Annotated in this window: 21 protein-coding genes and 3 pseudogenes; 13 read left to right on the forward strand and 11 right to left on the reverse strand. The window is 59.6% G+C overall.

Annotation, left to right across the window (positions count from 1 at the left end; genetic code table 11):
• The first annotated feature begins 117 nt into the window (after positions 1–117).
• Positions 118–1,209 carry a hypothetical protein gene (locus AC0L2R_RS23155; protein ID WP_473511739.1) on the forward strand — a complete coding sequence of 364 codons (1,092 nt, stop codon included), beginning with the start codon at positions 118–120 and terminating at the stop codon, positions 1,207–1,209.
• A gap of 34 nt (positions 1,210–1,243) precedes the next feature.
• Here AC0L2R_RS23155 and AC0L2R_RS23160 read toward each other — a convergent pair whose 3' ends face one another.
• The 9 genes and pseudogenes from AC0L2R_RS23160 to AC0L2R_RS23200 all read right to left on the reverse strand — a co-directional run.
• A complete protein-coding gene (locus AC0L2R_RS23160; protein ID WP_473511740.1) occupies positions 1,244–1,648 on the reverse strand; it encodes a recombinase family protein in 405 nt (134 codons plus the stop codon).
• Positions 1,649–1,662: 14 nt separating this feature from the next.
• Complete coding sequence (locus AC0L2R_RS23165; protein ID WP_473511741.1) at positions 1,663–2,850, reverse strand: glycosyltransferase family 4 protein; 1,188 nt, start codon at positions 2,848–2,850, stop codon at positions 1,663–1,665.
• A 244-nt stretch (positions 2,851–3,094) separates the two neighbouring features.
• The gene (locus AC0L2R_RS23170) at positions 3,095–4,393 is read right to left on the reverse strand and encodes a glycosyltransferase family 4 protein (RefSeq protein WP_473511743.1); all 1,299 of its coding nucleotides are present in this window, start codon (positions 4,391–4,393) and stop codon (positions 3,095–3,097) included.
• Positions 4,299–5,576: a polysaccharide biosynthesis/export family protein gene (locus tag AC0L2R_RS23175; protein ID WP_473511744.1), complete on the reverse strand. Its 1,278-nt coding sequence runs from the start codon at positions 5,574–5,576 to the stop codon at positions 4,299–4,301. The genes AC0L2R_RS23170 and AC0L2R_RS23175 overlap by 95 nt, the downstream gene beginning before the upstream one ends.
• 328 nt (positions 5,577–5,904) lie before the next feature.
• Positions 5,905–7,215 (reverse strand): O-antigen ligase family protein, encoded by a 1,311-nt coding sequence (locus tag AC0L2R_RS23180; protein ID WP_473511746.1) that lies wholly within the window; start codon positions 7,213–7,215, stop codon positions 5,905–5,907.
• Positions 7,212–8,981, reverse strand: coding sequence for a Wzz/FepE/Etk N-terminal domain-containing protein (locus AC0L2R_RS23185; RefSeq protein WP_473511748.1), 1,770 nt, complete (start codon positions 8,979–8,981; stop codon positions 7,212–7,214). The genes AC0L2R_RS23180 and AC0L2R_RS23185 overlap by 4 nt, the downstream gene beginning before the upstream one ends.
• A gap of 11 nt (positions 8,982–8,992) precedes the next feature.
• Positions 8,993–10,312 (reverse strand): oligosaccharide flippase family protein, encoded by a 1,320-nt coding sequence (locus AC0L2R_RS23190; protein ID WP_473511750.1) that lies wholly within the window; start codon positions 10,310–10,312, stop codon positions 8,993–8,995.
• 163 nt (positions 10,313–10,475) lie between these two features.
• Entirely contained in the window at positions 10,476–11,282 is an 807-nt protein-coding gene (locus AC0L2R_RS23195; RefSeq protein ID WP_473511751.1) for a WecB/TagA/CpsF family glycosyltransferase, read from the reverse strand.
• 170 nt (positions 11,283–11,452) lie between these two features.
• Positions 11,453–11,578 (reverse strand): annotated as a pseudogene (locus tag AC0L2R_RS23200) (bifunctional Delta(1)-pyrroline-2-carboxylate/Delta(1)-piperideine-2-carboxylate reductase); the annotation flags it as partial.
• A gap of 179 nt (positions 11,579–11,757) precedes the next feature.
• Here AC0L2R_RS23200 and AC0L2R_RS23205 point away from each other — a divergent pair.
• The 10 genes from AC0L2R_RS23205 to gmd all read left to right on the forward strand — a co-directional run bounded on the left by AC0L2R_RS23205 (position 11,758) and on the right by gmd (position 20,331).
• A complete protein-coding gene (locus AC0L2R_RS23205) occupies positions 11,758–12,366 on the forward strand; it encodes an SIS domain-containing protein (protein ID WP_473511752.1) in 609 nt (202 codons plus the stop codon).
• The gene (locus AC0L2R_RS23210; protein WP_473511754.1) at positions 12,363–13,631 is read left to right on the forward strand and encodes an HAD-IIIA family hydrolase; all 1,269 of its coding nucleotides are present in this window, start codon (positions 12,363–12,365) and stop codon (positions 13,629–13,631) included. Before AC0L2R_RS23205 ends, AC0L2R_RS23210 begins: the two co-directional genes overlap by 4 nt.
• Positions 13,624–14,679, forward strand: a complete 1,056-nt coding sequence (locus AC0L2R_RS23215) for an NAD-dependent epimerase/dehydratase family protein (RefSeq protein ID WP_473511756.1) — start codon at positions 13,624–13,626, stop codon at positions 14,677–14,679. Before AC0L2R_RS23210 ends, AC0L2R_RS23215 begins: the two co-directional genes overlap by 8 nt.
• A gap of 33 nt (positions 14,680–14,712) precedes the next feature.
• Positions 14,713–15,795 carry a GHMP family kinase ATP-binding protein gene (locus tag AC0L2R_RS23220; RefSeq protein ID WP_473511758.1) on the forward strand — a complete coding sequence of 361 codons (1,083 nt, stop codon included), beginning with the start codon at positions 14,713–14,715 and terminating at the stop codon, positions 15,793–15,795.
• A gap of 102 nt (positions 15,796–15,897) precedes the next feature.
• On the forward strand, positions 15,898–16,431 hold the full coding sequence (rfbC, locus tag AC0L2R_RS23225) for a dTDP-4-dehydrorhamnose 3,5-epimerase (protein WP_473511760.1): 534 nt from the start codon (positions 15,898–15,900) through the stop codon (positions 16,429–16,431).
• 45 nt (positions 16,432–16,476) lie between these two features.
• The gene (locus tag AC0L2R_RS23230) at positions 16,477–17,814 is read left to right on the forward strand and encodes an NAD(P)H-dependent oxidoreductase (protein WP_473511761.1); all 1,338 of its coding nucleotides are present in this window, start codon (positions 16,477–16,479) and stop codon (positions 17,812–17,814) included.
• 41 nt (positions 17,815–17,855) lie between these two features.
• A complete protein-coding gene (locus AC0L2R_RS23235; RefSeq protein ID WP_473511763.1) occupies positions 17,856–18,050 on the forward strand; it encodes a hypothetical protein in 195 nt (64 codons plus the stop codon).
• A gap of 262 nt (positions 18,051–18,312) precedes the next feature.
• Complete coding sequence (locus AC0L2R_RS23240; protein WP_473511765.1) at positions 18,313–18,885, forward strand: FkbM family methyltransferase; 573 nt, start codon at positions 18,313–18,315, stop codon at positions 18,883–18,885.
• Between the two features lie 92 nt (positions 18,886–18,977).
• Positions 18,978–19,115: a hypothetical protein gene (locus AC0L2R_RS23245; protein ID WP_473511766.1), complete on the forward strand. Its 138-nt coding sequence runs from the start codon at positions 18,978–18,980 to the stop codon at positions 19,113–19,115.
• 145 nt (positions 19,116–19,260) lie between these two features.
• Positions 19,261–20,331: a GDP-mannose 4,6-dehydratase gene (gene gmd / locus AC0L2R_RS23250; protein ID WP_473511768.1), complete on the forward strand. Its 1,071-nt coding sequence runs from the start codon at positions 19,261–19,263 to the stop codon at positions 20,329–20,331.
• A gap of 121 nt (positions 20,332–20,452) precedes the next feature.
• On the opposite strand, the gene AC0L2R_RS23255 is transcribed toward gmd, so the two are convergent.
• Entirely contained in the window at positions 20,453–20,806 is a 354-nt protein-coding gene (locus tag AC0L2R_RS23255) for an nSTAND1 domain-containing NTPase (protein ID WP_473511878.1), read from the reverse strand.
• A gap of 349 nt (positions 20,807–21,155) precedes the next feature.
• On the opposite strand from AC0L2R_RS23255, the pseudogene AC0L2R_RS23260 reads away from it, so the two are divergent.
• Together AC0L2R_RS23260 and AC0L2R_RS23265 are read left to right on the forward strand one after the other, a co-directional pair.
• Positions 21,156–21,353, forward strand: a pseudogene (locus tag AC0L2R_RS23260) (IS630 family transposase); the annotation flags it as partial.
• Between the two features lie 853 nt (positions 21,354–22,206).
• Positions 22,207–22,724: pseudogene (locus AC0L2R_RS23265) on the forward strand (S41 family peptidase); the annotation flags it as partial.
• A 616-nt stretch (positions 22,725–23,340) separates the two neighbouring features.
• Here AC0L2R_RS23265 and AC0L2R_RS23270 read toward each other — a convergent pair.
• A complete protein-coding gene (locus AC0L2R_RS23270) occupies positions 23,341–24,135 on the reverse strand; it encodes an SDR family NAD(P)-dependent oxidoreductase (RefSeq protein ID WP_473511770.1) in 795 nt (264 codons plus the stop codon).
• Positions 24,136–24,144 lie beyond the last annotated feature (9 nt).

Below are 24,144 nucleotides of genomic sequence, written 5' to 3' on the forward strand. Positions count from 1 at the left end.
ACCTAGCCGAAGAAGCCGCTTTGCCGAGAGGTTGGGTTTATCTGCATCTCGTTGGCCACCTCGACGTCTCCGCACAAGCCGAGTCGACGTTTAGCACCCGAACTGCTGATAGATTCCATGTCGCGCGGCCGGCAGTCTCTTGAATCCCCGCGCCTTAACCGGCGCCGTCTCCTTGCCGGGCTGCTGGCGCTGCCGGCCTCGGGTGTCGTCGGTGCAGCGGTGCATCCGGCCCAGGGGGGATCGGGCGGTAAATGGTTCGGGGGTGCCGTCTCCTTTCTGCGTCCAAGCGGACCCGTGCTCACGCGTGCGGATGGGCAGATCATTGAAAATCTTGACATTTACGCCCCCCATGACAACGGGATCACGGCACTCCATCAGGGCGTCATCGTCCGCAACTGCCGCATTCGTCATGCCATGGGCAGCGGGATATACGCCCGGGGAGCCGCCGGAATACGCCTGCAGGATCTCGAGATCGATCATTTCGGCGTTCCCCCCTCGGGGACCGGACCAAGCAAGAACCGCAACAACATAGAGCTGGAAAGCTGCCTCGATGCGATCATCATCCGTGTCAAGGCGTCCCGCGGCTCGTCCAATATCTATGTTTTCGACTGTCCAGGCACCCAGATGAGCTTCCTCGAACTCCACGACGCGCGCGGGCCGTTCCCCCGTGGACAGAATGTGCAGTTCAACCGCTCTCCGGATACAAGCCTGGAAGAATTCTCGGCCGAGAACGGGCCCACCTCCTGGACCGAGGACAATATTTCCGCGTTTCACTCGGATCGCTGTACAATTCGACGTGGACTCGTCTTCTACAACAACAGCCCCACGGGCGCTGGCGTCATGCTGGAGGGAAGCTTCAATTGCCGGGTCGATGACGTCGATGCCGTTAAACAGGGCAACGGCGCCTTCTCGGCCGTTCCGCAGGGTAAGGTCGGCAGTGGCGGTTGCTCGTTCAACCGCTGCCGGAGCCGGGACACCTACAATGGGCCACGGGACGGCAGGGACGCCCCGACATCCAACGGCCTGTCGTTCCATACCCGGATATCAGAAGGCGCTGAAAAGCACAGTGTTAGGGACTGCTGCGTCTACGCGCTCGCCAATCCCCGCAACATCATCTGGCAAAGGGCGGCCGTGCATGCCGGTTGGTCCATCGAGCGCAAGGCATTTGATCCCAGACCGCCATTGCGGCTTGCCTTCAACTGGCAGTGAGAGAGTGCGCTGGTGCGTCGAATCCGACGAGGCCCTACCGACGACGACGCCAAAAGAGAAGCAGGTCTGACAGCATTGACCGCGACGGGGACATCCCAAGCGTCCAGAGAGGCGCTGATGCAAGAATCATGCGTCCCGTCGTCGTGCTCGTATCGAGAGGTGTGTCGACGATGCGAAGACCGACATCCTTGGTGCCAAGCCTTTCGATGAGCGCCAGCACTTCGCGGGTTGTGCGCGCAACACGGTACGGCTTCGTGACCGCAATCACGTCTCCTTTCTTGGCACAGGCGATCGCCCTCTCCAGCTCCGGCGTCGAACCGAATATGCTAGTCTTCTCGCAGAAGAAGTTCTCGGCTCCCAAGCGGGCAAGATAAAGCTTTTGCGCCTCCAGCCTGGCAGCGGGTTCGAAGGTGTTGATACGACAGTAGCCGATAATCATTGCATTCCCCAACCCTAAGAAGCTTTCAGGGAATGGGATACAAGGGAACCGACAAGCCGCTGACGATCTGTGAGCCGCGGTTCGTCAGTCCCTTTGTCTTCCTCCCCCTTCACCGAGATTCCGATGTTGGACCGCAATCCGGAGGGGTTCGCGAGCTCCAGATATTGCTTTGCAACGCCGCGAGCATCGAACTGTCTAACCCTCTCGCGGGCACCCGCCGACAAACGCGACCAAAGGTCATCATCGTCCAGCACCGCCTTTAGCGTTGCGGCCATCGCCTCGGGCTGTGGTTCGACCACTGCCCCATTCACGCCATCCGCGAGGAGATCCCGGCTGAGCCTTGAAGTCCCGACGATGGGTGTGCCGCTGGCGATCGCCTCCATCACCGTTGCTGAGGCGACAGGAACCGTATAGCGCGTGGGGAAAGCGGCGACGCGAACGCGGCTGTGTAGCTCGCGAACGCGTGCTCCCTCTGCCATGCCGAGAAGGACTACGTGCCGCCTTATCGGTTCAGGAAGAGCATTGACCGCCTCCCGCACCGGTCTTGTGATGTCACCCGTCACGTAGAGCCGTACGGAAGGGTCGTTGAGGGCGCCGAATGCCCGGATCGTCGCCTCCGGCACCTTGTAGGGCGAGGTGCCGGCATGGAGGATTGCCCGCTCGCGCTCTGCCAGCCCACGAGACGCATATGACTGGCGATCGATGCATTTGGGAATTTTCAGGATTTGGTCCCTTGGCAGGCCAAGATCTAGCACCAGTTCCTCCTGAAGCTCGGTCGTGGAGGCGACGACGTAGTGGCAGCGCCGCATGCTCGCGCGTCGAATGGCTCGCCATGCTGCCGCAAGCGCCCCTTTCCGTCTCTCGAGATCGTGAACGATCTGGACGATTGTGCCACGCAGCGGTAGCGGCACCGTCTCGCTGTGGATGACAAGGTCCGGCCGGAACCGATTGATGATACCGATCGCCCGCAGCCATGCCGCGACTGAGGCCGGTCCGGTCAAAGGCGTGCGGCTCAATCCGATTATCGGCAACTCGAGGCGAGGCGAAAGAAGTCGCTGAAATTTTGCGGGGCTTTCGAAGGTGCCGACCACGATCTGCACCTGGTGCCCCAGTTCGAGCAACGCCTGGGCAAGTGCCACAATGAAGATGCTCACACCATCAGGTGAATCCAAAGGTTCGCGCCGGGTCAAGACAATGCGCATTCGATCAAACCGTCACAATAGGTGCCTGCGGGCGGCCGCAGCCTCCCGTTGCACCGTGTTTCAGCAATGGAAGCAAAAGAGGACCTCTCCGAAGTATGCGAGGCGGCAGGATCGATCCTCGGGGCAATCGATAAACGAAAAATGGGGAGTACCCCGGCCCGCACTGCGCTCGTTGACGCGTGAAGCTTGGTCTGCCCTATGGGCAGCCCTGGTCTGTTCCTGCCGGCGCATGTTCCGGCCCACCTCACGACACCGCCGCGAAGGCCCGGATCGGGCGCCTGACCAGGGGTTCATAGATGGCCATCAGCCGATTGAAGTTTGCTTCGGGCGTGTACTGCTCCTGATAGGCGGCATAGGCCCGGCCTGCCACTTCCTCCAAGGCAGATCGGTTTGAAAGCGCCCAGCGCACCTGATCGGCCAACGCGCCGGCATTGCCGACAGGAACGACAAGGCCGGTGACGTCTGGCTCCACGACCCCTTTGATCCACGGCAGATCCGAGCAGATGACCGGCAGCCGGCTTGCGAAGGCCTCGATGACTGTCATGGGAAACAATTCATACCCTTTCGACGGAAAGAGCAGGAATGCTGCAGTCTGCATCTCCTTCAGCACCGTCTCGCGCGACTGACGCCCGAGATATTCCACGCGCTCGCACGCAGATTGCTCGACAAGCGGAGCCAACGGCCCGTCGCCGATGATCCGCAGCGGATAGTCGATCTCCTTCCACGCCTCGAGCAGCGTGGCCACTCCCTTGTGGTGCTCATCCAGTCGCCCGACGAACAGCCCTCCATTGCGACGAAGGTCACCGAAGATCGGCGGCCTGGCAACAGCGTTGGGCTTGACGACGATGCGTTCGGCCGGCAGGCCGCCTTCCACAAGCTTGCGCCTGGCCCAGTCGGTGAGGGCAATGAAGCGCTCGACCTTGCGGGACCAGGTGCCGGCTCTCTTGTGAAACTCGACCATTGCGGCAAGGGCGAGCGTGCCCGCCAGGGAATTCCTGTAAACCTTCTTCGGAACAGTCCACCAGCAGGCGTGGCGGAGACTTCGCTCCCGAAGCCTCTCATCGGGATAAAGCAAGGCACTGGGACAGAGAATCCTGAAATTGTGCAAGGTCATTACTGATGGCACGCCGGCCTCGCGGCACGCATCCAGGATCGAGGGGCTCAGGAGAGGAAAGAAATTGTGGATATGGACGACATCCGGTGAAAATTCCGCCAATTTTCGGGACAGTGCCCGCCGTGAATGAGAGTTGTAGACAACCCCCAGGGCGGTAGAAATCTTCCGCGCGACCCGCACGATATCGTCATTCGTGGCGGAGAACAGCTCGACCTCGACCCCATTCTGCTCGAGGCACGCGAGCTCCTCCCGAACCACGCTGTCCTCTCCGGCCCTTATCTGGTAGAAATTATGAACCATTAAGATGCGCATCGCAGTCCGCCCCGTCCGAATCTCAATTCGGCATCCCGGACGCCCGTGGCGACGACGCGACGGCTCCGGAAAAGTCGACCTTTGGCAGAACGACCTCCACAACGTCGCCGGGCGCAAGCCCGAGATCTTCGCTGCCGGGGAGCGTCTCGGCGCCCTGCTCTCGCTTTCTATGGACTGTTATCTCGGGCCGACCCGCGGCTATCAGCAAGGTGGATTGCGCTTGGCCTGTAAGCGCCAGCTTCTGCGCGGTACCCTCAAGACGCGCCGAGATCTGGGCCAGATTCATATAGGCCTCCTGTAGCTCTCCCAAGGCCGCGATTTGTCGTTCACTGTCGATCTTGTTCATCTGTCTGACATATTCGCCGCGCTGGCGCTCGATGTTCGATGCCTGGACGATCGTATCGAGCAGTTGGGTTGATGACATAAGCACCGCTCGACGGGCTTCAGATAGGCGCGTGGTCGGCGCCAGGCCCTTCTGAAACAGCGTCCTGACGCTCTCGTAATCGTCGGCGTCGGCCTGGCTTCCCTCTTCGTCCTTCTTCTTCTTTTCAGACAGGAGTCCCAGTTGCAGGTTAGTCTCCTCGACAGCACGTCGCAGAAGCTCCTTGTCCTTTTCACTGTCTGACAGGCGAGCTTCGATATGCGCTGTTGCCGTTTGCTTCAATTGTTCGGCGAGCGCCTCAGGCACCGGCACGTTCTTGACATGTTCGACTTCTTCGCCGAGTTCGGTGCGAAGGCGCCAAATGCGAGCCTGTTCCGTTGCGAATTGCGCCCATAGGGCCTTGTACTCGGAACGGAAATCGGCCGCTTCCATGAGCGGATTGGCGATGCGAACCTGGGCAGCGCTGTAGCCACCCGCAACCGCCACAGCCTGTCGGACGGTCATACCCGGCCGGAAGATGTATTCTCCCGGCTTGGCCACATCACCATAAACATAGATGGGCCGGTATTCGGCAAGCGAAACGAAGACCTGGTCGGTCTGGATCAGGTGCGTTACTTCACGGCCGTCCGCGGTCCCCCGCTGATACTGCTTGCTGGCGAGACTGCCAGCGATCATTTCCTGCGCTTCTTGAATGGAAAGGCCGCTGACTTGAACCGCTCCAACCAGCGCCAAGTTCACTTCGCCGTCCACTCCGATCAGCAATCGCTGCCTGAAATCCGGAATACCAGGGACCGACACTTCCAGCGTATCTCCGGGCTGTAGCGTGTAGTCGGCAAGTGCCGCTGTCGGAATCAGAGCGACGGCGCCAGCGAACGAAGCGAGGCGGGTCGAAGCCATGGTCATCGACAGCGCCGACAACAAGGATCTCAACAGCTTCATGGGTTCCCCCAACGGGTTGCCCCCGTATCTTACGGGCGACTTAGCACGGGTTTCTCCGGCGCGGGCGAACCTGCGCAGTGGATGGCCCTATGCTACCAGAGGAGGCATAGCCGAGGCCGAGGCAAAATGGCTGGCTCGCTGGCTCTTTCGAGGCACTCCTCATGGAAGCGGCACGGCGCCGCCGCATGAGCGGGCATATCAGCGGACGGCTCTCCTGCTCCTGCCGCGCCAAAATCGGTACAACGCGATCCCCTTTCTACCGAGACCGATAGCCCGCCGATGTCGGGTGGGCCGCATCCATGTTCCGTCAGATGTATGAACAAGCGCAATGCTGCGTTCGACCCGGTTCAACTGGAGGGGGTTCCACAGCCAAGGCCGGAACGCTGGCGCGAAGTGCAATCAAATAGCCGTATGAGAAACCAACTCCCACAACCTGTACAGGGCTCTCCAGGACTGGATTGACGAACATGGCGAGGAAAATCGTGATGAAGACTGTGGACGCATGATTGCGAACACCGCGTGGCAGTCGATTTGGCGGGAAGGCCACCAAAATGGCAGACACGATCAAAATGAAACCAATGACCCCCGTCCGCAATATGGCTTGAAAGAACGAATTGTGAATTCCTGTCGAGAGTATCTCAAGCATTTTGGCATGCGTAATATTCCTGGTGTCGGGAAGAAAGGTAATATCCTCGAACCCGGGAAACTCATATCGCCATCGGACCGATTCCTTCCCAAATCCGATGCCAAATCCGTATGTATCCGCAAGGGATGCGAGTGCGTCCGAAATGAACTCGAGTCGGATCCCGGAGTTCGGGTCCAGAGCAAAGGTTTGAGGTATGAAGTTCAGCCCGACGGCACAGGCCGAAGTCAGTGCGGTCGCCAGAGCTGCGGCCATCAAACGGCCGGGCACGCCAATTAGAATCACGATGATCGTGACCGCGAGCACCTTGAACTGAGCCAAGGGGCTGGCGAGGGCTATTCCCAATAAGAGCAAAATGCCGCCGTATCGGCGCCAGTCGTTCGTCAGAAAAATACCGCCTGCAATGAAAAACATGGCAATGACCATGTTATTGATCAGCGAACCATAAAGAATCGGTATCGTGGCTTGCGGAGATGCGCCCTGATATTGCACGTCCTGCTGAAACATCACCGCCGGCGCGACAACGAGAGACAGGAACAGGAAAACGGGTGCACCAAAAAAAGCATTGCCGCTCATCAGCCTGCGGCGGAAATAAGCCTTGGATGCCCATGCGACGGCGAAGAATCCTACAATCGGGACGATTTGCCTTATGACTGCTTCTTGAAGGAAGTGAACCTGCCAGGAATCCGGCATCAGCCCGTATCTGGACAGCAGGGCAATGAAGAGGCAGAAGGCGGTGTAGACCGCCAGCAGACGAGGCGGCACCGTCTGCCGCAGCACGGCATAGGCCAGACAGAAACCGACCGGGATCACTATGAAGAAAGGGCCAAGCAGGCGCAGGGATATTGCGAGGGCGCAGGCCAGCCAAATGCCGGAGAGAAAGAGGGTGTAGTCGAGCACGTCAGGGGAATGGCTGCAAACGAGGTCGACCGGCTCTGAACCCTTCCTGCGTGACAATGTCGCTGGCGAGGTCATGGCCTGTATTCCCGGCTAGGACTGAAAGCCGCACGGTTGATCCTGGTCAAAATTACTGCCGAGAGTTTCTCTGCAGGGATGATGCGCAGGATTCCCTCGAGGTGGTCCGCGAAAGTGCGGCGTGCCTTCAGCACCAGGAGGACCTCGCTGATGACGCCCATGGCCGCTTCCAGATCAGCGGTGCGGTCGGTGCTGTGAAAATCAACCACTATACAACTGTATTCTTGCTGCAGATGCTGGAGTGCAGCGGAGATGGAGAGCGAGGCATTCAAGTCGGAGATTGACCCCGTGGGCCTGAGAACCAGAACTTCCAGCCCTTCCTGATCCGCGGGAATGGTGGCAAACGCCCTGGCGAGCTTGCGAGCTGGCTCCGCGTTCAGCATTGGCTGGTCCATTGATGGCTTTTGCCAATTGGCATCAACGAGCAGTGTCTTTTGCCCGGTCGCCGCAATGACCCTTGCGAGATGAACCGCCACCGTGGAGCTTCCGGACTTGCCGAGGGGTGAAGCAACGCCGATTACAAATCCGCCTTGGCGGCCCTGAACTCCGCGCATCCGGGTGGCAACCTTGCTCACTTGGCGGCCCTGAACTCCGCGCATCCGGGTGGCAATCTTGCTCAGCGAGCTGTGAAGCTCGGAAGCGTCCTTTGAGTAGACGGGCTGCAAAGACTGCTCGCATGGCCCCACGGCATTCCACCTGCGGCGGGGAATCCTGGCGATCCCTACAATCCGATCGAGGCCGGTCGACCTGTGCACATCCTCGACCGTCATCAGGCGGTGGTTCATTGCCTGCCTGATCAATGCATGACCAACGCCGGCAACCCCACCGGCCATAGCGGAGAGCGCTACCATCAGGACCGTTGGCGGCCAACTGCGTTGGCGAGGCGGTTCGGCCGCAGTGATGACCCTTGCGCTCGGGATCAGCGACGAGGCGCTAAAATCGGAGTGGGTCCGCTGCAGAAGGGCATTGTAAAGCGAGCGATAAACCTCGGCCGCGCTCTGCTGCTCGCGGAAAAGGACTCTTGCCCTCTCCGCAGATTCAGGGTCCGATGGGAGTTTCTTCGGTGATTCGGTCACAAAAGCCTTTTCCCGAAGTTCCGCCAGCCGCTTGTGCAGATCAGATGTTTCTTCCGCGCGAGCCGCCTGCTGGCGTTCGCGCTGACTTCCGATGTAACCGCCGGCGATCGCGTTCGCGAGCATGGCCGAGAACTGAGGATCGGAAGAGGTGACCCCGATCTCGACGGCGCGGGAGGAACCCAGCTGATGAACGGAAAACGCGCGCCTCACAAGGACCATCGCTTCATGCCGAATATTTGGCTCCGCCGTCGGCAGTTCGGTGCCGAAGAGAGACGCCAATTGGCTCCGCACATAGCTGGAGACCCGCGCGCGCAAGCTGTCATCCATCACAAACTCTTCGTCTTCCGCTAAGCCAGTGTGGTCAACAACGCGTCCGACGACCTCGTCCGACTGAATGACCTGTATCTGGCTCTCTACATAGACCCGCTCATCTGCCTCAGCTTCGCCCGGTTGCGAAGCGGGCGGAGATGAAAGGAGGATTGTCGCATAGGCGGTGTAATATCCAGGCGAAAGGGCCGCATATGCGCCGCCGACACCAAGGCTCACAACTATCCAGAGGAGGCAAAGGCGCCAACTGCTTCGAACAAATCTCAAGATGTCTTTCGCGGTCAGCTCGTCGCGATCCTTACGGGGGATCGGCTGATGAGGCGACCCCGACGGCTGAAGGACAAAATGATCAGTGGCGAACATACTATGCTCTCCTACGACCGGAAACGATCGGCGTTGTGCTCCAACGGCGCGGATTGGGACGCCGGCGGATACCCTCGCACCCGGCCTGCGTCGCAAGCCGCCGCCGTGCGAAGGGCGGCCGCTCCGCCAATGAGGAAGAAGCCGGCTGAAACCACCAGCACGACGACTTCCTTCGCCACCAGCGCATAAACAATGGCTTGCTCCCCCACGACGAAAGACAAAAAATATGTGGCCACCAGGAATACTAGCAGACCGGATACGTTAAGGACGGCCCATTCATTTTCATAGCCGTAACTAAACATGAATATATTTGCTGTGAATGTATTTATGTTCATCAGCAATGGTATAATTGCCATTGCGCGCACGATAGGTATCGCCCCTAAAAATTCATCTCCGAAGAGGATCAATATTATATATGGGGCGACAAAGTACATTCCAATACTCATCGCCGCTCCGCCTGCCACGGTGAATAGTGATATCCTTATCAGTCGTATCCCGGCAGCCGGGTCGACATGAGCATAGTATGAAACCCTTGGTATGAAGGTATCCATAAGCAACTTGAAAAATACCCGCGCGGCTAATAGGAATTTTTCGGCGACAGAATATTGTCCGGCTGCGACATAACCTTCGAAATGCCCGACAAGGGCGACGGGGAGGGTGAAGAGGGCAGTCTCCACGGCTAAGAAGAGGCATCCCCTCCAGCCATTGCGCAGCTGCATTCCAATCGTCGAAAGCGTCACGGACCTGAAGCCGCCGAACCCAATCGGAAGGATGAAAGGTAAGCAGATGACGCCACTGACGACGGGAACTGCGCTCTGGATGGCAACGGCGAGCGTGACCTGGTCAGGTGATGCGACCATGGCGACGAAGCAGGCGAGCGCCAGAACGCGAGCAACAACCACCGCGACGGCCGCCTGCCAGGCACGTTCCAGGCCGACGAAGAGCCAGGCCGGAAAAATAATGCTGCCGGCGGCCGAGAGCATCGCGCACAGGAATGTCGGCCTACTGAGCGCCAGGACGTCGCCTGCCAGCACAAGGCCAACCAGGCATACGGCAACGAACAGCACTGCCTTGGTGGCCATGACCTGAGCAACGAGTGACGCGATCGCCGCCGGCTCGTATCGAAGGGAAGCAACCCTGCGCTGCGCGGTCCAATGAAATCCATAGGCCACGACGGAGGCAGCGAGTTGTCCGATGGCGAGCGCATACGCGTATTGCCCGAAACTCATAGGTCCGAGGACACGCCCGGCATAGGGCAAGATGATCAGCGGCTGCAGGACGTCGGTGACATGCAGGACAGCCAGACTGGCGGCCTGTTTGCTCAGAGTCATGGTAGCCTCCAGTCAGGTGCCTGTCGAGGCAAAGCAAACCACACCGTCCAGATATGAGCAGCGCCGCCTCCCAGCAGCAGCGCCGAAGAACAGCCGCCCGTGAAGGAGTTGGCGCAGATCAGCAACACGGCGGTCCGAGCGTGTTCACTGGTTCCGCCTCCCTCTAACCGTCACGAAGTCTGCGCCTGGGAAGCAGCAACGCCTGCAGCAAAGCCAGGATGAACAGGCTGTTCGTCACGAGATACCTGCTCGCCAGGCGGCGGGGATCCTGGAAGAGCCGGTGCAGCCATTCCAGCCCGCTCTTCTGCATCCATTGCGGCGCCCGCTTGACGTCTCCGGCGTGGAAATCGAAAGCTGCTCCTACCCCCAACATGACCGCATTGATCCGGCCGCGATGCCCCTGCATCCAGCTTTCCTGCTTGGGACATCCGAGGCCCACCCACACGATCCTCGCACCGGACTGATTGATCATTCTGACCACTGCCTCATCTTCCTCGGCCGACAGAGGGCGGCGCGGAGGTGAGTAAGAGCCCACGATGTTTATGGCGGCAAACTCGGTTCGAATGCACCCTTCGAGACGCTGGAGGGTGCCCGGGCTGCCGCCGTACAGGAACATTGCCGTGCCAAGTTCCGATGCCCTACGGCAACAAATCCACATCAGGTCCGGTCCGCTGATGCGCGGCTGATCCGCGTGTCCCTGCCGCCTCAGCATCCAGGCCACCGGCGCTCCATCCGGCGCGACAAGGTCGGCGCTATCCATCGCTTCAGCATGGGCGCGATTGCGGCGGGCGGTGACGACACTGTGGACATTGCACAGGAAAACCGTTCGGCTCTCCCGCCGTAGGGCCCAGTCGAAGACACAGTTGACTGCCTGCGCCAAACCCAGGGCGTGCACGGGTACCCCAAGCACTTGCTCGCGCAATTGTCCCTGATCGATCGCGTGTCCCTGATCAATCGCGAGCTCTGTCATGCCACAGCCTCGATTGCTGCAATAGATGAGCCATCATCACAGCGTGCGAGCACTTCGAGTTCAATTGCTATTCCGAACGGGAAGCTGGCGGGCGGCGCGCTCACCGGAGGTAGCTAAAAGGAATATCCTTTGTTCTCTCCGTGGTGCCGAAAGAGCGCATGAAATGCGCAGCCCGTCGCGCCGTTGAGCAGGAGGTAAAGCCCCGTTACCGCGGGTTTGCCTACGGCATTGTTGTCGGGTGACACCGTGACGATCTTGACGCCGATATGGCCGCCTGCCGACGTGCCGGCCGCAAACGGAGAGAACAAGGGATATTCCTTTTAGGTACGTCCGATGGGCGCCGCCCACCAGCTTCCCGTTCGGAATAGCAATTGAACTCGAAGTGCTCGCACGCTGTGATGATGGCTCACCTATTGCAGCCGTCGAGGGTGGCATGACAGAGCTCGCGATATCAGGGAGTGGTGGGACGTCGCAAATGTTCGCGGATGATGCCCTCTGGTTGCAGCCTAAAGAATTCACGCAGGATTATCTGGCATCGCTGTGCATCGCATTGGCGCAGATCGATACGGATGCCGTGCAGGAGGCGATACAGATGCTGCGCGCCGTACGCGATGCGGGCGGCACAGTCTTCGTCGCCGGCAACGGCGGCAGCGCAGCGACCGCCTCCCACTGGGTCAATGACCTCGGTAAGGCCACGAAGCGCTCGGGAAGGCAGCCAATCCGGGTCATGGGCCTGACAGACAACGTCTCCTGGATGACGGCGCTCGGCAATGACGAAGGCTACGAGCGTATCTTTGCTGGCCAGATGGAGAACTTCGCCAAGCCGGGTGACGTGCTCATAGTGATTTCAGCCAGCGGGAACTCGCTTAATCTCGTGCGGGCAGTCGAACTCGCTCGCGAAAGGAAGGTAGCCACGATCGGCATTGTCGGTTTTGACGGCGGCACGCTTAAAGAGCTCGTCGATCAGTCAGTATGGGTGCGGTCTGAAAAAGGCACCTACGAACTCGTCGAGGACGCCCACGCCGCGATCTGTCATGCCATCACGCGATACCTCGTCGCCGACCGACCGGAGCGCGGTCAATGAATATTGTCCTGCCGAGCTCTCCCTGCTTGCAAAAGGCAGATGTCGAGGGCCGCACCTACAGCCGGCCGCGCCAGGCGGTCATCCTGGCCGGCGGGCGTGGCACGCGCATGCGGCCGATCACACTCGACCGCCCGAAACCAATGGTGCCGGTGCTCGGCCGCCCTTTTTTGGAATACCAGATCGAACAGCTGCGGCAGGAGGGGTTCGAAAGAGTTCTTCTTCTACTCGGGTATTTGCCCCATGTGGTGATGGACCACTTCGGCGACGGCAGCAGGTTGGGCCTCAGTATCGAATATGCCGTCACCCGTCCCGACGACCTCACCAGCAGCCGGGTATCAAATGCCCGTCACCTCATAGATCCCTGCTTCCTGCTGCTGTATTGTGACAATTACTGGCCGATGCGCATGGAGCGGCTGTGGCAACGCTTCTGTGCGGCCGGCAAGCCTGGAATGATCACGGTCTACAGCAACAAGGACGGCTTTTCACGCGGCAGCGTGATCCTTGATGCGGACGACAATGTGACCGTCTTCGACCGGCTCCGCACCACGCCCGGGCTGCAGGGAGTCGAGATCAGCTATGCCATACTGACCGATCTCGCCCTCGAACTCCTGCCCCACGAGGACACCCTCTTCGAGGAGGCCATCTACACGCCGCTCGCGAAGCAGCATCGCCTCGCCGGCTTCGTGAGCGACCACCGCTATTACAGCGTGGGCTCGATCGAGCGTCTACCCGCGACGGAGCGCTTTATGAGGCGCGAAAAAACCATGCTCGTAGATAGGGACGGCGTACTCAACTGCAGACCGCCACGGGCTCAATATGTTTGTTCATGGGACCAGTGGGAGTGGGTTCCGGGTGCAAAGCAGGCGTTGGCCCTTCTGAACGAGGCCGGCTACCGCATAGTCGTCATCTCGAACCAGGCAGGGATAGCGCGCGGAGCGATGACCGCCGCTGATCTCGAGGCGCTTCACCAGCGCATGTGCGCCGAGTCCGAAGCCGTCGGCGGCAAGATCGCGGAGATCTACCACTGCCCACACGGCTGGGACGACGGCTGCGACTGCCGCAAGCCCAAACCCGGCATGCTGTATCAGGCACAGCGCGACTTTGATCTCGACCTCACACGCACACTCTTTGTCGGCGATGACGATCGTGACCGTCAAGCGGCCGAAGCCGCGGACTGCCTATATGCGCAAGTAAGCGAGCAATGCTCGCTTCTGGACCTCACCCGTCAACTCCTTTCGAAAGCGGAGCAGGGCAGACATGAATGAACCAACACGCGTTCTCGTCACCGGACACAATGGATATCTCGGTTCTGTCATGGTGCCCGTGTTGCAGACGGCGGGCTATGAGGTGGTCGGGCTGGACATGGGATATTTTCATGCGTGCACCCTGGGAGCCGACAATACCAGTGTGCCCGAGATCACAAAGGATCTGCGCGCCATCGAACCCCCGGATCTCCAGGGCTTTGACGCAGTGATCCATCTGGCGGCACTCTCGAACGACCCGATCGGAAATCTCAACGCGGATTGGACGAGGCAGATCAATGCGCAAGGGACAGTTCGTCTGGCCACGATGGCCAAAGCGGCCGGCATCCGGCGGTTCCTATTTTCCTCCTCCTGCATCATGTATGGCATGTCGAATGCCGCCGTCGTCGACGAAACCGCCCCGCTGGCGCCGCAAACAGAGTACGCAAGATCGAAGGCTGTTGCCGAAGAAGCGCTGCGCGCGCTGGCGGACGACCGGTTCTCGCCCGTCTATTGCCGCAACGGCACCGTCTATGGTCTCTCGCCGCGAATGCGCTTCGACACCGTGCTGAACAATTTCATGGGCAGCGCCTTCACGACTGGACGTGTCGAAGTCCATAGCGATGGCACGCCATGGCGGCCCGTGGTTCATGTCCAGGATGTCGCGCGTTATTTCAAATTGATGCTGGAGGCGCCGCTACAGGACGTCCACAATGAGGCGTTCAACATGGGTGTTGAAAGCCTCAATCTTCAGGTGCGCGAGATAGCAGAGATCGCCGTTGAGGCCGTCCCCGGCGCGCAGCTCACAATGACACCGAAGCCAGGCGCGGACCAAAGGACCTACAAGGCGGACTTCAGCAAGTTCTCACGGACTTTCCCGGATTTCGAGTTTCAGTCGACGGCGCGAAAGGGAGCGCAGGAGCTTTACGAGGCGTTCCGCTCGATCGCACTTAGATTTGAAGACTTTACCGACAAGCGCTTCACGCGGCTGCGCTGGCTCGATCATTTGCTCAAGGCGGGGATGCTCGATGGTCAGCTGCGCTGGCGAACCGCACAGCCGCGTGTTGCCTAATTTTCATTCCGTTGATTTTCGTGAGGGCAAAATATGGAACAGCTAGACGATACCAAAGCCGTGGGGCGCCGCTCAGGACTGAATCTTCCGACCATCATCGACCGCGCTGCACAGCGTCTACCGTCTCTCGTCCTGACGCGCACTCCTTTGCGCGTCAGTTTTGCTGGCGGCGGTACCGACCTGCCCGATTTCTACAATCTCGATTGCGGCGCGGTCTTCAGCGCGGCAGTGGACAAATACATCTATGTCACCGTCAAGCGTCACAGCGAGATCTTTAATGAACCTATCCGCTTGAACTATTCACAGACAGAGCAGGTAAACACGATTGGGGAGATCAAGAACAACATCGCCCGCGAATGCCTGCGTTTCCTGGAGATCGAACCGCCGATTTACATCTCGACGGTCGGAGACATGCCGGCCTCGACGGGCATGGGGGGGTCGAGCTCGTTCACGGTGGGGCTGCTCAACGCCCTGCATGCATTCCGGGGAGAACGTGTCACCCCTGGCCAACTCGCCGAAGAGGCATGTCACATCGAGATGCACATCCTCAAGGAGCCGATTGGCAAGCAGGACCAGTATGCCGCCGCGTTCGGGGGCATGAACCTGTTCCGCTTCCAGCCTGGCGGCGCGGTAACGGTCGAGCCGCAGCGGGTGCGCAATGGCGCCGTCGAACATCTCTTCAGCAACCTGATGATGTTCTGGACATCGCATCAGCGACCGGCCAGTTCCGTGCTGGCAGAGCAGAAGGCGAACACGTCAAGCAATCTCGATACGCTCAGGCGGATGCGGGACGATGCCTTCATGCTTCAGGAGATCTTTTCGGAGCCCATCATCGACATAGAACGCTTCGGTGCCGTCCTTCACGCAGGGTGGGAGATGAAGCGGAGTTTGGCGTCCCGCGTGAGTAACGCGGCGATCAATGGCCACTACGACCTCGCCAGGGACGCAGGTGCGGAAGGCGGCAAGCTGTGCGGCGCCGGCGGCGGCGGGTTCCTTATGTTCGCGGTCAAGCCGGAACGCCGAGAAAGCGTAAGACGCGCACTTTCACACCTAGCCTATGTGCCTATCGGCTATGAAGTCCACGGCTCGCGGCTCTTGCATCCGGCGCAAGTCTAATGCCGTCCCCGATCGCACAAGCGGATCGCCGGCGCGAGCACCCATCAGGAGAGCGTCGGAGGTGCGACCCGACGTTACACTCATTTGATCAATGGATCTACGATGCTTTTCACAAAGACCGATATTCCCGGCGCCACCCTGGTGGAACTGCAGAAATTCGAAGACGAGCGGGGCTTTTTCGCACGCGGCTGGTGTTCGCGGGAATTTGCCGAGCAGGGGCTTCCGGATCATGTCGTGCAGATGAATATTTCATACAACAGGCACAAGCATACACTGCGCGGCTTCCACTACCAGCTGGCTCCCCATGGCGAGGACAAGATGCTTCGCTGCATCCGGGGCAGCCTGTACGACGTGCTGATCGACCTGCGGCCCGAGTCATTCACCTATAAGCAGCACCTCACTGTGGAACTTTCCGCGGCGAACCAACGGATGCTGGTGATACCGAAGGGCTGCGCGAACGCCTTTCTCACCATTGAGGACCACACCGAGGCCACGTATCTCGTCTCCGAATTCTATGCACCGGCAGCCGAACGCGGTGTTCGTTGGAACGATTCTGCTTTCGCCGTGAAGTGGCCAGTGGATGAGCCGGCGGTGATCTCAGATAAGGACCGGACTTGGCCAGACTACGCCGAATAACCTTTCTCGGCGACGAACTTGCGGAGCGCTACAGAGGAGACGCAAATGTTCATCGTCGACAGGGAGTTGGAGTTGCTCCAGGCTGAGGGGCGTCCAATTCGCGTGGGTATGGTGGGGGCCGGTTTCATGGCCCGAGGCATCGCGATGCAGATGCTGCGATATGTTCCGGGCATGGAACTCGTAGCCATTTCCAACAGACACGTGGAAAAGGCGCGAGAGGCCTATGCCGCTGCAGGCGCGGACGATGTGACGGAGGCGACCAGCACCAAAGCGCTTGAGGATCTCGTGGCCCGCGGCCGCCGCGCGATCACGGCGGACCCGATGCACATTTGCGAGGCCGAAGGCATCGACATCGTCGTCGAGGCGACAGGCGCGATCGAGTTCGCTGCCCAAGTCACAATGTGCGCGATCCGGCACGGCAAGCATGTCGCCCTGATGAATGCCGAACTCGACGGCACGATCGGCCCAATCCTGAAAGTGTATGCCGACCAGGCAGGCGTGGTCCTCACCAATGTGGAGGGGGATCAGCCGGGCGTCATCATGAACCTCTACCGTTGGGTCAGGGGCCTGGGCATACGTCCCGTGCTTTGCGGGAACATCAAGGGCCTGCACGATCCATACCGAAATCCGACGACCCAGGAGGGATTTGCCAAGAAGTGGGGGATGAAGGCCCCGATGGTCACCTCCTTCGCGGACGGCACGAAGATCTCATTCGAGAACGCCATCGTCGCCAACGCCACAGGCATGCTGGTGGCCAAGCGCGGCATGTACGGGCCTGTGGTCGAGCCCGGGACCCCGATCCAGGAGGCGGTCGGCTGGTATCCGCTCAATCAGCTCCTCGAGGGGCCGGGGATAGTTGATTATTGTGTCGGCGCCATGCCCAACCCCGGCGTCTTCGTTCTTGGCACCACAGAGAATGCCGTCGAGAAACATTATCTGTCACTCTACAAGATGGGCCCCGGGCCGCTCTACTGTTTCTATTGGCCTTATCATCTGTGTCATTTCGAGGTGCCCTTCACGGTGGCGAGGGCCGCGATCTTCCGCGATGCTGCGATTGCGCCCCTGGGCGCGCCGACCGTTGACGTTGTGGCCGCCGCCAAGCGGGACCTTAGTGCCGGAGAGATCCTCGATGGACTCGGACATTACATGACCTATGGCCTCTGCGAGAACGCGCCGACGGTGCACGCCGAGCGGCTTGTGCCGATCGGGCTCGCCGAGGGCTGCCGACTGCTGCGCGACGTCAAGCGCGACGAGGTGCTCGGCTATGACGACATCGAGCTTCCGATAGGGCGGCTGTGCGACGGACTGCGCCGGGCGCAGGATCTTGTCTTCTTCGGCAGCTCTGCCGCGTCACCGCAGCGCGAGGTTCTTACAACCACTTAGATAGCGGGATGTTGCGCAGACCGAGCCCGAGGAGGTTCGAGATGGCCGAACCGATGGCGCGAACGCTATCCGACTTCCATTACCTGAAGCATGCCGCCGCGCTTTGCCTGGGTAGTCTCGCCTTGGCCGCCAAGGCACGCTCCCGCAGCATCTGTTACGAACGCCGAGCGATGGGGATTACCTCCTTTTGCTGGAGTGCCTGCCACAATGACACTCTGCTCGCGGGAGGGAATTGATGTAAAATTCACAGGGCGATAGCCCCTCCGCGTTAGGCAAGACTGAACCCATCTGGCGCTCTTGTCCATTTTGGACATGGTGAGGACGGCGCAGTCAAGCGGAACAGCTACTACGAATAAGCCAAAGGCACTATTGATGTACAATCCAGATTGGCTCCGGTATTGTAAGCGCGTTGTAAGAGCGGCCTTAGGCTTCGATCATCTTCTCCGGCCCGAATGCTCTGTTCCTACACAAAAACTCGGCTCCGTATATGGAGGTTGGGTGGTTGCGGTCGAGCCTCTTCTAGGAACTCCCTCCCCTATTGTTCTTTCCTTTGGCTTAGGGGACGACATTTCATTTGATCAGGAAATCAGCAGAGTATTCGGCGCAAAGGTCTTTGGGTTTGATCCGACTCCGGCCAGTCTTGACTGGATTGCCGCTCAGGAATTACCCCCCACTGTGCGGATCTACCCGCTGGGAATATCTAATTTCGACGGGGAGCAGACGTTTGCTGTGTCCGAAGATGATACGCGAAGCAATTTTTCCACGAAGATGGTTACAGGCAAGAGCATTATCTGCAACGTGAGGTGTTACTCTACTATCCTGGATATGCTCGGACTGGCAACTATCGATGTGCTGAAACTCGACGTTGAGGGGGCAGAGCACGACGTCCTTCCACAGGTGCTTGGATCTGATGTCTTACCGAGACAGATTCTCGTCGAGTTTCACCACTGGTGGCACCGCACTCCGGTGAAGCAAACCTACCGAACAGTAGAAGCGATAAAGGGCCAGGGGTACACCCTGTTCCATGTTTCTCCTGCGGGCCACGAATTGTCATTTTTGCTGACGCGATAACAAGCCTTACGAGAACTTTCGACAACCCGCCCTCGGTGGCGGGGATCGTCGGCATCAAGCGCCCCGACGCCACGCTTGCCAGGTGACCCGAGATGCAGGCTGGACGCGAACATTTCAGCCGGCATGGCCCGCGCCGCACTGGTCAGACGATCCACATGTTCGGCATTGCCGACGGCAGCATGGGCGGCAAGCAGCTCGCGGAGACGGGAAGTAGCTGTGACGGGCATTGAGCGATGGGATTACCTCCGTTTGCTGGTGTGCCTCCCACAATGACACTCTAGTCGAACAAAGCGCTTTCGCCTTTCATTTGAGGAGTGTGGGGCGGACCGTCGGTCGACGGCGCCACCACAGCCCTCAACGATTGGATGGGACACGATGACAGATCGCATTGCGCTCATAACTGGTGTGACTGGTCAGGACGGTGCCTATCTTGCCAGACTGCTGCTGGAGAAAGGCTATACTGTCCACGGACTGAAACGCAGATCCTCCTCCTTCAATACCGAACGCATCGACGACATCTACGTCGATCCGCACGAACCGGACGCACGCTTCTTTCTCCACTACGCCGACCTGACCGATGCGACCAATCTCATTCGTATCATTCAGCAGACGCGCCCTACCGAAATCTACAATCTTGCGGCTCAAAGCCATGTCCAGGTAAGCTTCGAGACGCCGGAATATACCGGCAACGCCGATGCCCTTGGCACACTCAGGCTGCTTGAAGCCATACGCATCCTGAAGATGGAAGAGCGGGTGCGCTTTTATCAAGCGTCAACCTCCGAGCTGTTCGGCAAAGTCCAGGAGGTGCCCCAGACGGAGAAGACGCCGTTCTACCCGCGCTCTCCCTATGCGGCGGCCAAACTCTATGCCTATTGGATCACGATCACTTACCGTGAAGCGTACGGAATGTTCGCTTCCAATGGCATACTGTTTAATCATGAAGGCCCCACGCGCGGCGAGACGTTTGTGACCCGCAAGATCACACGTGCGGTTGCAGGTATCGAGCGAGGCTTTCAGTCCACCCTCTATCTTGGAAATCTGGACGCGAAACGCGACTGGGGGCATGCTCGCGACTATGTGGAGGGCATGTGGCGGATTCTTCTGCACGCGGAGCCTGACGACTTCGTCCTCGCTACGGGCGAAACCCATTCGGTGCGCGAGTTCGTGGAACGTGCCTTTCGGGCAGTCGGCCGCGTCATCATCTGGGAAGGTAAGGGGGTGGACGAGATCGGCCGGGATAGCAAGACAGGAGAGATCCTCGTCCGAGTCGACCCACGCCATTTCCGTCCGACGGACGTCGATCTCCTGATGGGAAATCCGGCGAAAGCCCGCTCAAAGCTCGGCTGGTCGCCTAAGACGACGTTCAGCGACCTCGTGGCGGAAATGGTGGCCGCCGATCTGAAACGTCTGGAGCGAGAGAGCTGGCACATGGACAGTAGCGTCTAGAGAGGGCCAGCCCTCATGGACTACACTTATCGGGTCGACGCAAAACGGATATTCGTGACTGGCCACCGGGCATGGTCGGCTCGGCTGTGGCGCGGCGATTGGAGGAGGAAAACTGCGAGTCCTAATGGTTCCGCGCGACGTTCTCGACCTTCGAGATCAGGACGCTGTGCATCGCTGGATGACAGAAACCAGGCCCCACGCCGTGGTCCTTGCAGCCGCAAAGGTCGGCGGATTCTCGCCAACGATCGCTATCCGGCCGATTTCCTGCTCGACAACTTGCTGATCGAAACGAAGTCATCCGGCGTAGGCGCGGCCACAACCCCGCTCGCAGGAACGACGACTTGCCGGCTCCTGAAGCGCCCAGAACCACGAGCGCCCGCTCTGCGCCGGCATCGCGCATCAGCCGCAGCCGGTCCAGAGCGCGAAGAACCTGAGTGTCGCGGTCGAAGAAGATGGCAGCGTCTTCCTCGGTCAGAGGCTCGAATCCCGGATATGGCCATCGGCCGGGCGGAAAGCCGAAGCTTTGGCATCAAGACCCGCCCGTTTGAGGCCCTGCTTGAGCCGTTCCCAGCCTTGCACATCGAGCACTAAGTCAACGGCCTGGTGGTCGGCGCCATGTCCGCCGGTAGCGCGGAGATCTCGACGTCACCTATGATGACCAGAGACATCGAAACTCTTTGAAGAACACACTGTTCCTCGCCACGCCCGATCATCAGCCATCTCTCGGAAGTTGGCGTTGGGCTCCTAAACTGACGCACATGTAAGCTGGGTGCCCCCTGAAGCCTGTGCGGAAATGGTCGAGCACTGGCTGCAGGTTGCCCTCTCTCGACCCCGACAGGCTGATCTTCATCGATGAGACCGCGGCATCCACAAAGATGGCGCGGATGCGTGGACGCAGCCTGAGCGGCGAACGATGCCGGGCGGCCGTTCCTCACGGCCATTGGAAGATCACCACCTTCACGGCCGGCCTGCGGCTGGGCGGCATGACGGGGCCAATGCTGCTTGGGGCGCGGCTCCTTGGACGCAGTGTGCTTGGCTAAGAGCCTGTTTGTAAATTCTGCTCCGACGACCATGATGGCGTTTTCTGCGCTTCCGGTGCTAACGGACCCAAATGTCCGCTGCGCTCCGGCTCTCGAAACCACCACCATATGACTCGCCGGAGCGACTTTCGAAACAGCTCTTAGCAGCCAATTCGCTCGCCGGAAGAAATTGACGCCGACAATTCGAGTTGACTGCTCCAACACAACGAGCGCAAGTCCATCTATAAATTGTCATGAACTTATCGGGGTGTTTTCGAAACGATATTTCGGAATGCTTCAATTATGACTTCCACCTTCATGACGAAATGTTAAGATGGAGATCTTCAAATGAGTGCTTTATTATTTTCTGACTTCAATTCGACAGTTACCGAATCACTGGACCGCTGATCTCTAATACGAAACCCATCGCCTGTCTCAGGCCAAGCGCCAGGTTCGAATGCTCTGCCGCAGCATGCTTATGACGAACATTGGCTGCAAGACTTGCTGTTTCGGTATCCCACCTTGATCATGGCCGACCGGCTTATCGTCTCGGCAGCGGCCCAATCGAAAGCGCTCTGGCGGCGATGCGCATGATGGTCCGACATCGCCGAAAGCAGATCCGGGAGCTGATCGACGACAGCATCGGCCGACCTGAGAGGCTTTAGACCATTTTGCGTCACGAACTCATGCGCCGCATGCGCGAGGACGACATCGTGCTGTCCATTCAAAATGCCGGACGAAGGACCACAAACGATGCGACCTGAAAGCCGGCAGGTACCAACCCACCTACAGCACGTTGCAAAGCCCATATTCGACATTGTTCACAGTCATGGCTAACTCGACGCGGGGCTAGGCCCCCAAGCACATCACTCGCTTCAACTCGCGCTTTGGGGACCTGATCGGCGGCAAGTCGCTGATCGTGCTCGTCAATGGCGGCTCAGCCAGCGCCTCGGAAATCGTGGCTGCGGCCTTGCAGGATCATCGCCGGGCGACGGTGCTCGGCACGCATTCGGCAAGGGTTCGGTGCAGACGATTATTCCGCTTGGCGACGGTGGCGCGTTGCGCCTGACGACGGAGCTCTACTACACGCCGGCTGGCAAATCGATCCAGGCCAAGGGCATCACGCCCGACATAAGGGTCGAGCAGCCGCTGCCGGAAAAGTTGCGGGGTCGAGATGTGTCGCGTGGTGGGTCCACCTTCAAAGGCCATATCAAGGGCGCCGAAGAAAACGAGGAGGGCTTGGGTTCCGCGGCCTATGTGCCGCCGGATTCGAACGACGACCTGCAGCTGATCTATGCCGAGCAGCTTTTGCGCGGCGAGAGGACCCATGCGGCGTTCCCACCCAACCCGGATAGCGCCATCAACAACCAATAGCGGCGTGTCTTCGCTTGCCTGGTCCTTGTGATGTTTTGTTTGCCGCGACGTTAGTCGGGCAACCTTGTCTAGGCGAACTTGGTTCGGTTCTAAGGGTACGGGTCGACCTTCAACGATGTGCGGGCGAATCGCGCGGGTACTTTCGGCGAGCCTAAGGCGTCGACGCTTATGGAAAGTAGTTGTTGCCCAGAGCGTAGCCCGTAGAAAATAAAGCCGAAGAAAATGCCGAGGGGAACCCCGCCTACTGTCACGGCTTCAAGAGCGGTTCCCATAAATGCACGACATCTACTGTTCGTAGCAGATCCCCAAAATGGAGAGGTGCAAGCGATCCTGGATTTCTGCCGTCGAGAATGAGCCTACCAACGGCGAGGGTCGCGGCCCAGATGAAGGAAATGTGATCGAATTCCCAATCGCGGTACCCAATGCCGAGGCAGCCAGATTGGCTCTTGCTTTTCGGATAGGCCTACGTGCAGCGCAGATCGCGGCACTGCGTCGCCCTGTTCCGGTTCGCGAGCGCTATGACCGAACGGGGCCGATTGCGCACTGTCAGCGTTCCGCCAAATTGATGTGTGAAGCAGACGTCAAGTTCGAACAACGAAAAACGCGCTGCATAGGCTCAACGGATGATAGATTGGCCCGAATTCGTCCCACCCGCGAGTGACTCGCCTCCGTCAGCGACCAGTGCATGGCCGGTCATGTAGGACGACTTGTCGGACACCATGAACAGAATGACCTCGGCGATCTCGTCGGTCGTTGCAAAGCGGCCCATCGGGACGATGTTGGCGATCGCGTGCTCCAGCGCTTTGCGGCCGCCGAGTTGGTCCGTGTAGGGATCGTTGAACGGCGTATCGACCCAGCCGGGGCAGAGCGAATTGATGCGGATGCCGTAGCGCGCGACATCCAGTGCGATCTGGCGGGTCATGGTGATCGATGCGGCCTTGCTGGTGATGTATGCGGTCATCGCTCTGTCGAGGAAGACGCCGGAGTTCGACGACGTGTTGAGGATGACGCCGCCGCGCTGTCTCTTCATGACCGGTAGGACTGCTTGGCAGGCGACGAACTGGGCATGCACGTTGACCGCCCAAGAGCGATCGAAACCGCCGCCGTCGATCTCCTCGACGCTGCCCGCGACCTGCACACCGGCATGATTGTGCAAGATGTCGATGCGCCCATATCGCTCGGCCACGTCCTGGATGACGCCGACGACGGCTGCATCGTCGGTGACGTCGACACGGATTGCCTCGCCGCGCCCGCCGGCGGCGGCGATGGAGTCGACCGTGCCGCGCGCGGCATCGAGATCGCGGTCGGTGACGATGACCGTCGCGCCCTCGCGCGCCATGGCTTCCGATCCGGCCCGGCCGATGCCGGAGCCGGCACCGGTGACGATGGCGGTCCGCCCCTGAAGTATCATTTGGTTCTC

It is taken from the genome of Mesorhizobium sp. WSM4820 (assembly GCF_055811075.1).

Bases quoted from the DNA above. Each gene is read 5' to 3' on its own strand.
- AC0L2R_RS23160 (WP_473511740.1), bottom strand. From the start codon at position 1,648: ATGATTATCGGCTACTGTCGTATCAACACCTTCGAACCCGCTGCCAGG.
- AC0L2R_RS23245 (WP_473511766.1), top strand. From the start codon at position 18,978: ATGCAGGCTGGACGCGAACATTTCAGCCGGCATGGCCCGCGCCGCACT.
- gmd (WP_473511768.1), top strand. From the start codon at position 19,261: ATGACAGATCGCATTGCGCTCATAACTGGTGTGACTGGTCAGGACGGT.
- AC0L2R_RS23185 (WP_473511748.1), bottom strand. From the start codon at position 8,981: ATGTTCGCCACTGATCATTTTGTCCTTCAGCCGTCGGGGTCGCCTCAT.
- AC0L2R_RS23215 (WP_473511756.1), top strand. From the start codon at position 13,624: ATGAATGAACCAACACGCGTTCTCGTCACCGGACACAATGGATATCTC.
- rfbC (WP_473511760.1), top strand. From the start codon at position 15,898: ATGCTTTTCACAAAGACCGATATTCCCGGCGCCACCCTGGTGGAACTG.
- AC0L2R_RS23180 (WP_473511746.1), bottom strand. From the start codon at position 7,215: ATGACCTCGCCAGCGACATTGTCACGCAGGAAGGGTTCAGAGCCGGTC.
- AC0L2R_RS23205 (WP_473511752.1), top strand. From the start codon at position 11,758: ATGTTCGCGGATGATGCCCTCTGGTTGCAGCCTAAAGAATTCACGCAG.
- AC0L2R_RS23220 (WP_473511758.1), top strand. From the start codon at position 14,713: ATGGAACAGCTAGACGATACCAAAGCCGTGGGGCGCCGCTCAGGACTG.
- AC0L2R_RS23165 (WP_473511741.1), bottom strand. From the start codon at position 2,850: ATGCGCATTGTCTTGACCCGGCGCGAACCTTTGGATTCACCTGATGGT.
- AC0L2R_RS23210 (WP_473511754.1), top strand. From the start codon at position 12,363: ATGAATATTGTCCTGCCGAGCTCTCCCTGCTTGCAAAAGGCAGATGTC.
- AC0L2R_RS23235 (WP_473511763.1), top strand. From the start codon at position 17,856: ATGGCCGAACCGATGGCGCGAACGCTATCCGACTTCCATTACCTGAAG.
- AC0L2R_RS23155 (WP_473511739.1), top strand. From the start codon at position 118: ATGTCGCGCGGCCGGCAGTCTCTTGAATCCCCGCGCCTTAACCGGCGC.
- AC0L2R_RS23230 (WP_473511761.1), top strand. From the start codon at position 16,477: ATGTTCATCGTCGACAGGGAGTTGGAGTTGCTCCAGGCTGAGGGGCGT.
- AC0L2R_RS23195 (WP_473511751.1), bottom strand. From the start codon at position 11,282: ATGACAGAGCTCGCGATTGATCAGGGACACGCGATCGATCAGGGACAA.
- AC0L2R_RS23190 (WP_473511750.1), bottom strand. From the start codon at position 10,312: ATGACTCTGAGCAAACAGGCCGCCAGTCTGGCTGTCCTGCATGTCACC.
- AC0L2R_RS23270 (WP_473511770.1), bottom strand. From the start codon at position 24,135: ATGATACTTCAGGGGCGGACCGCCATCGTCACCGGTGCCGGCTCCGGC.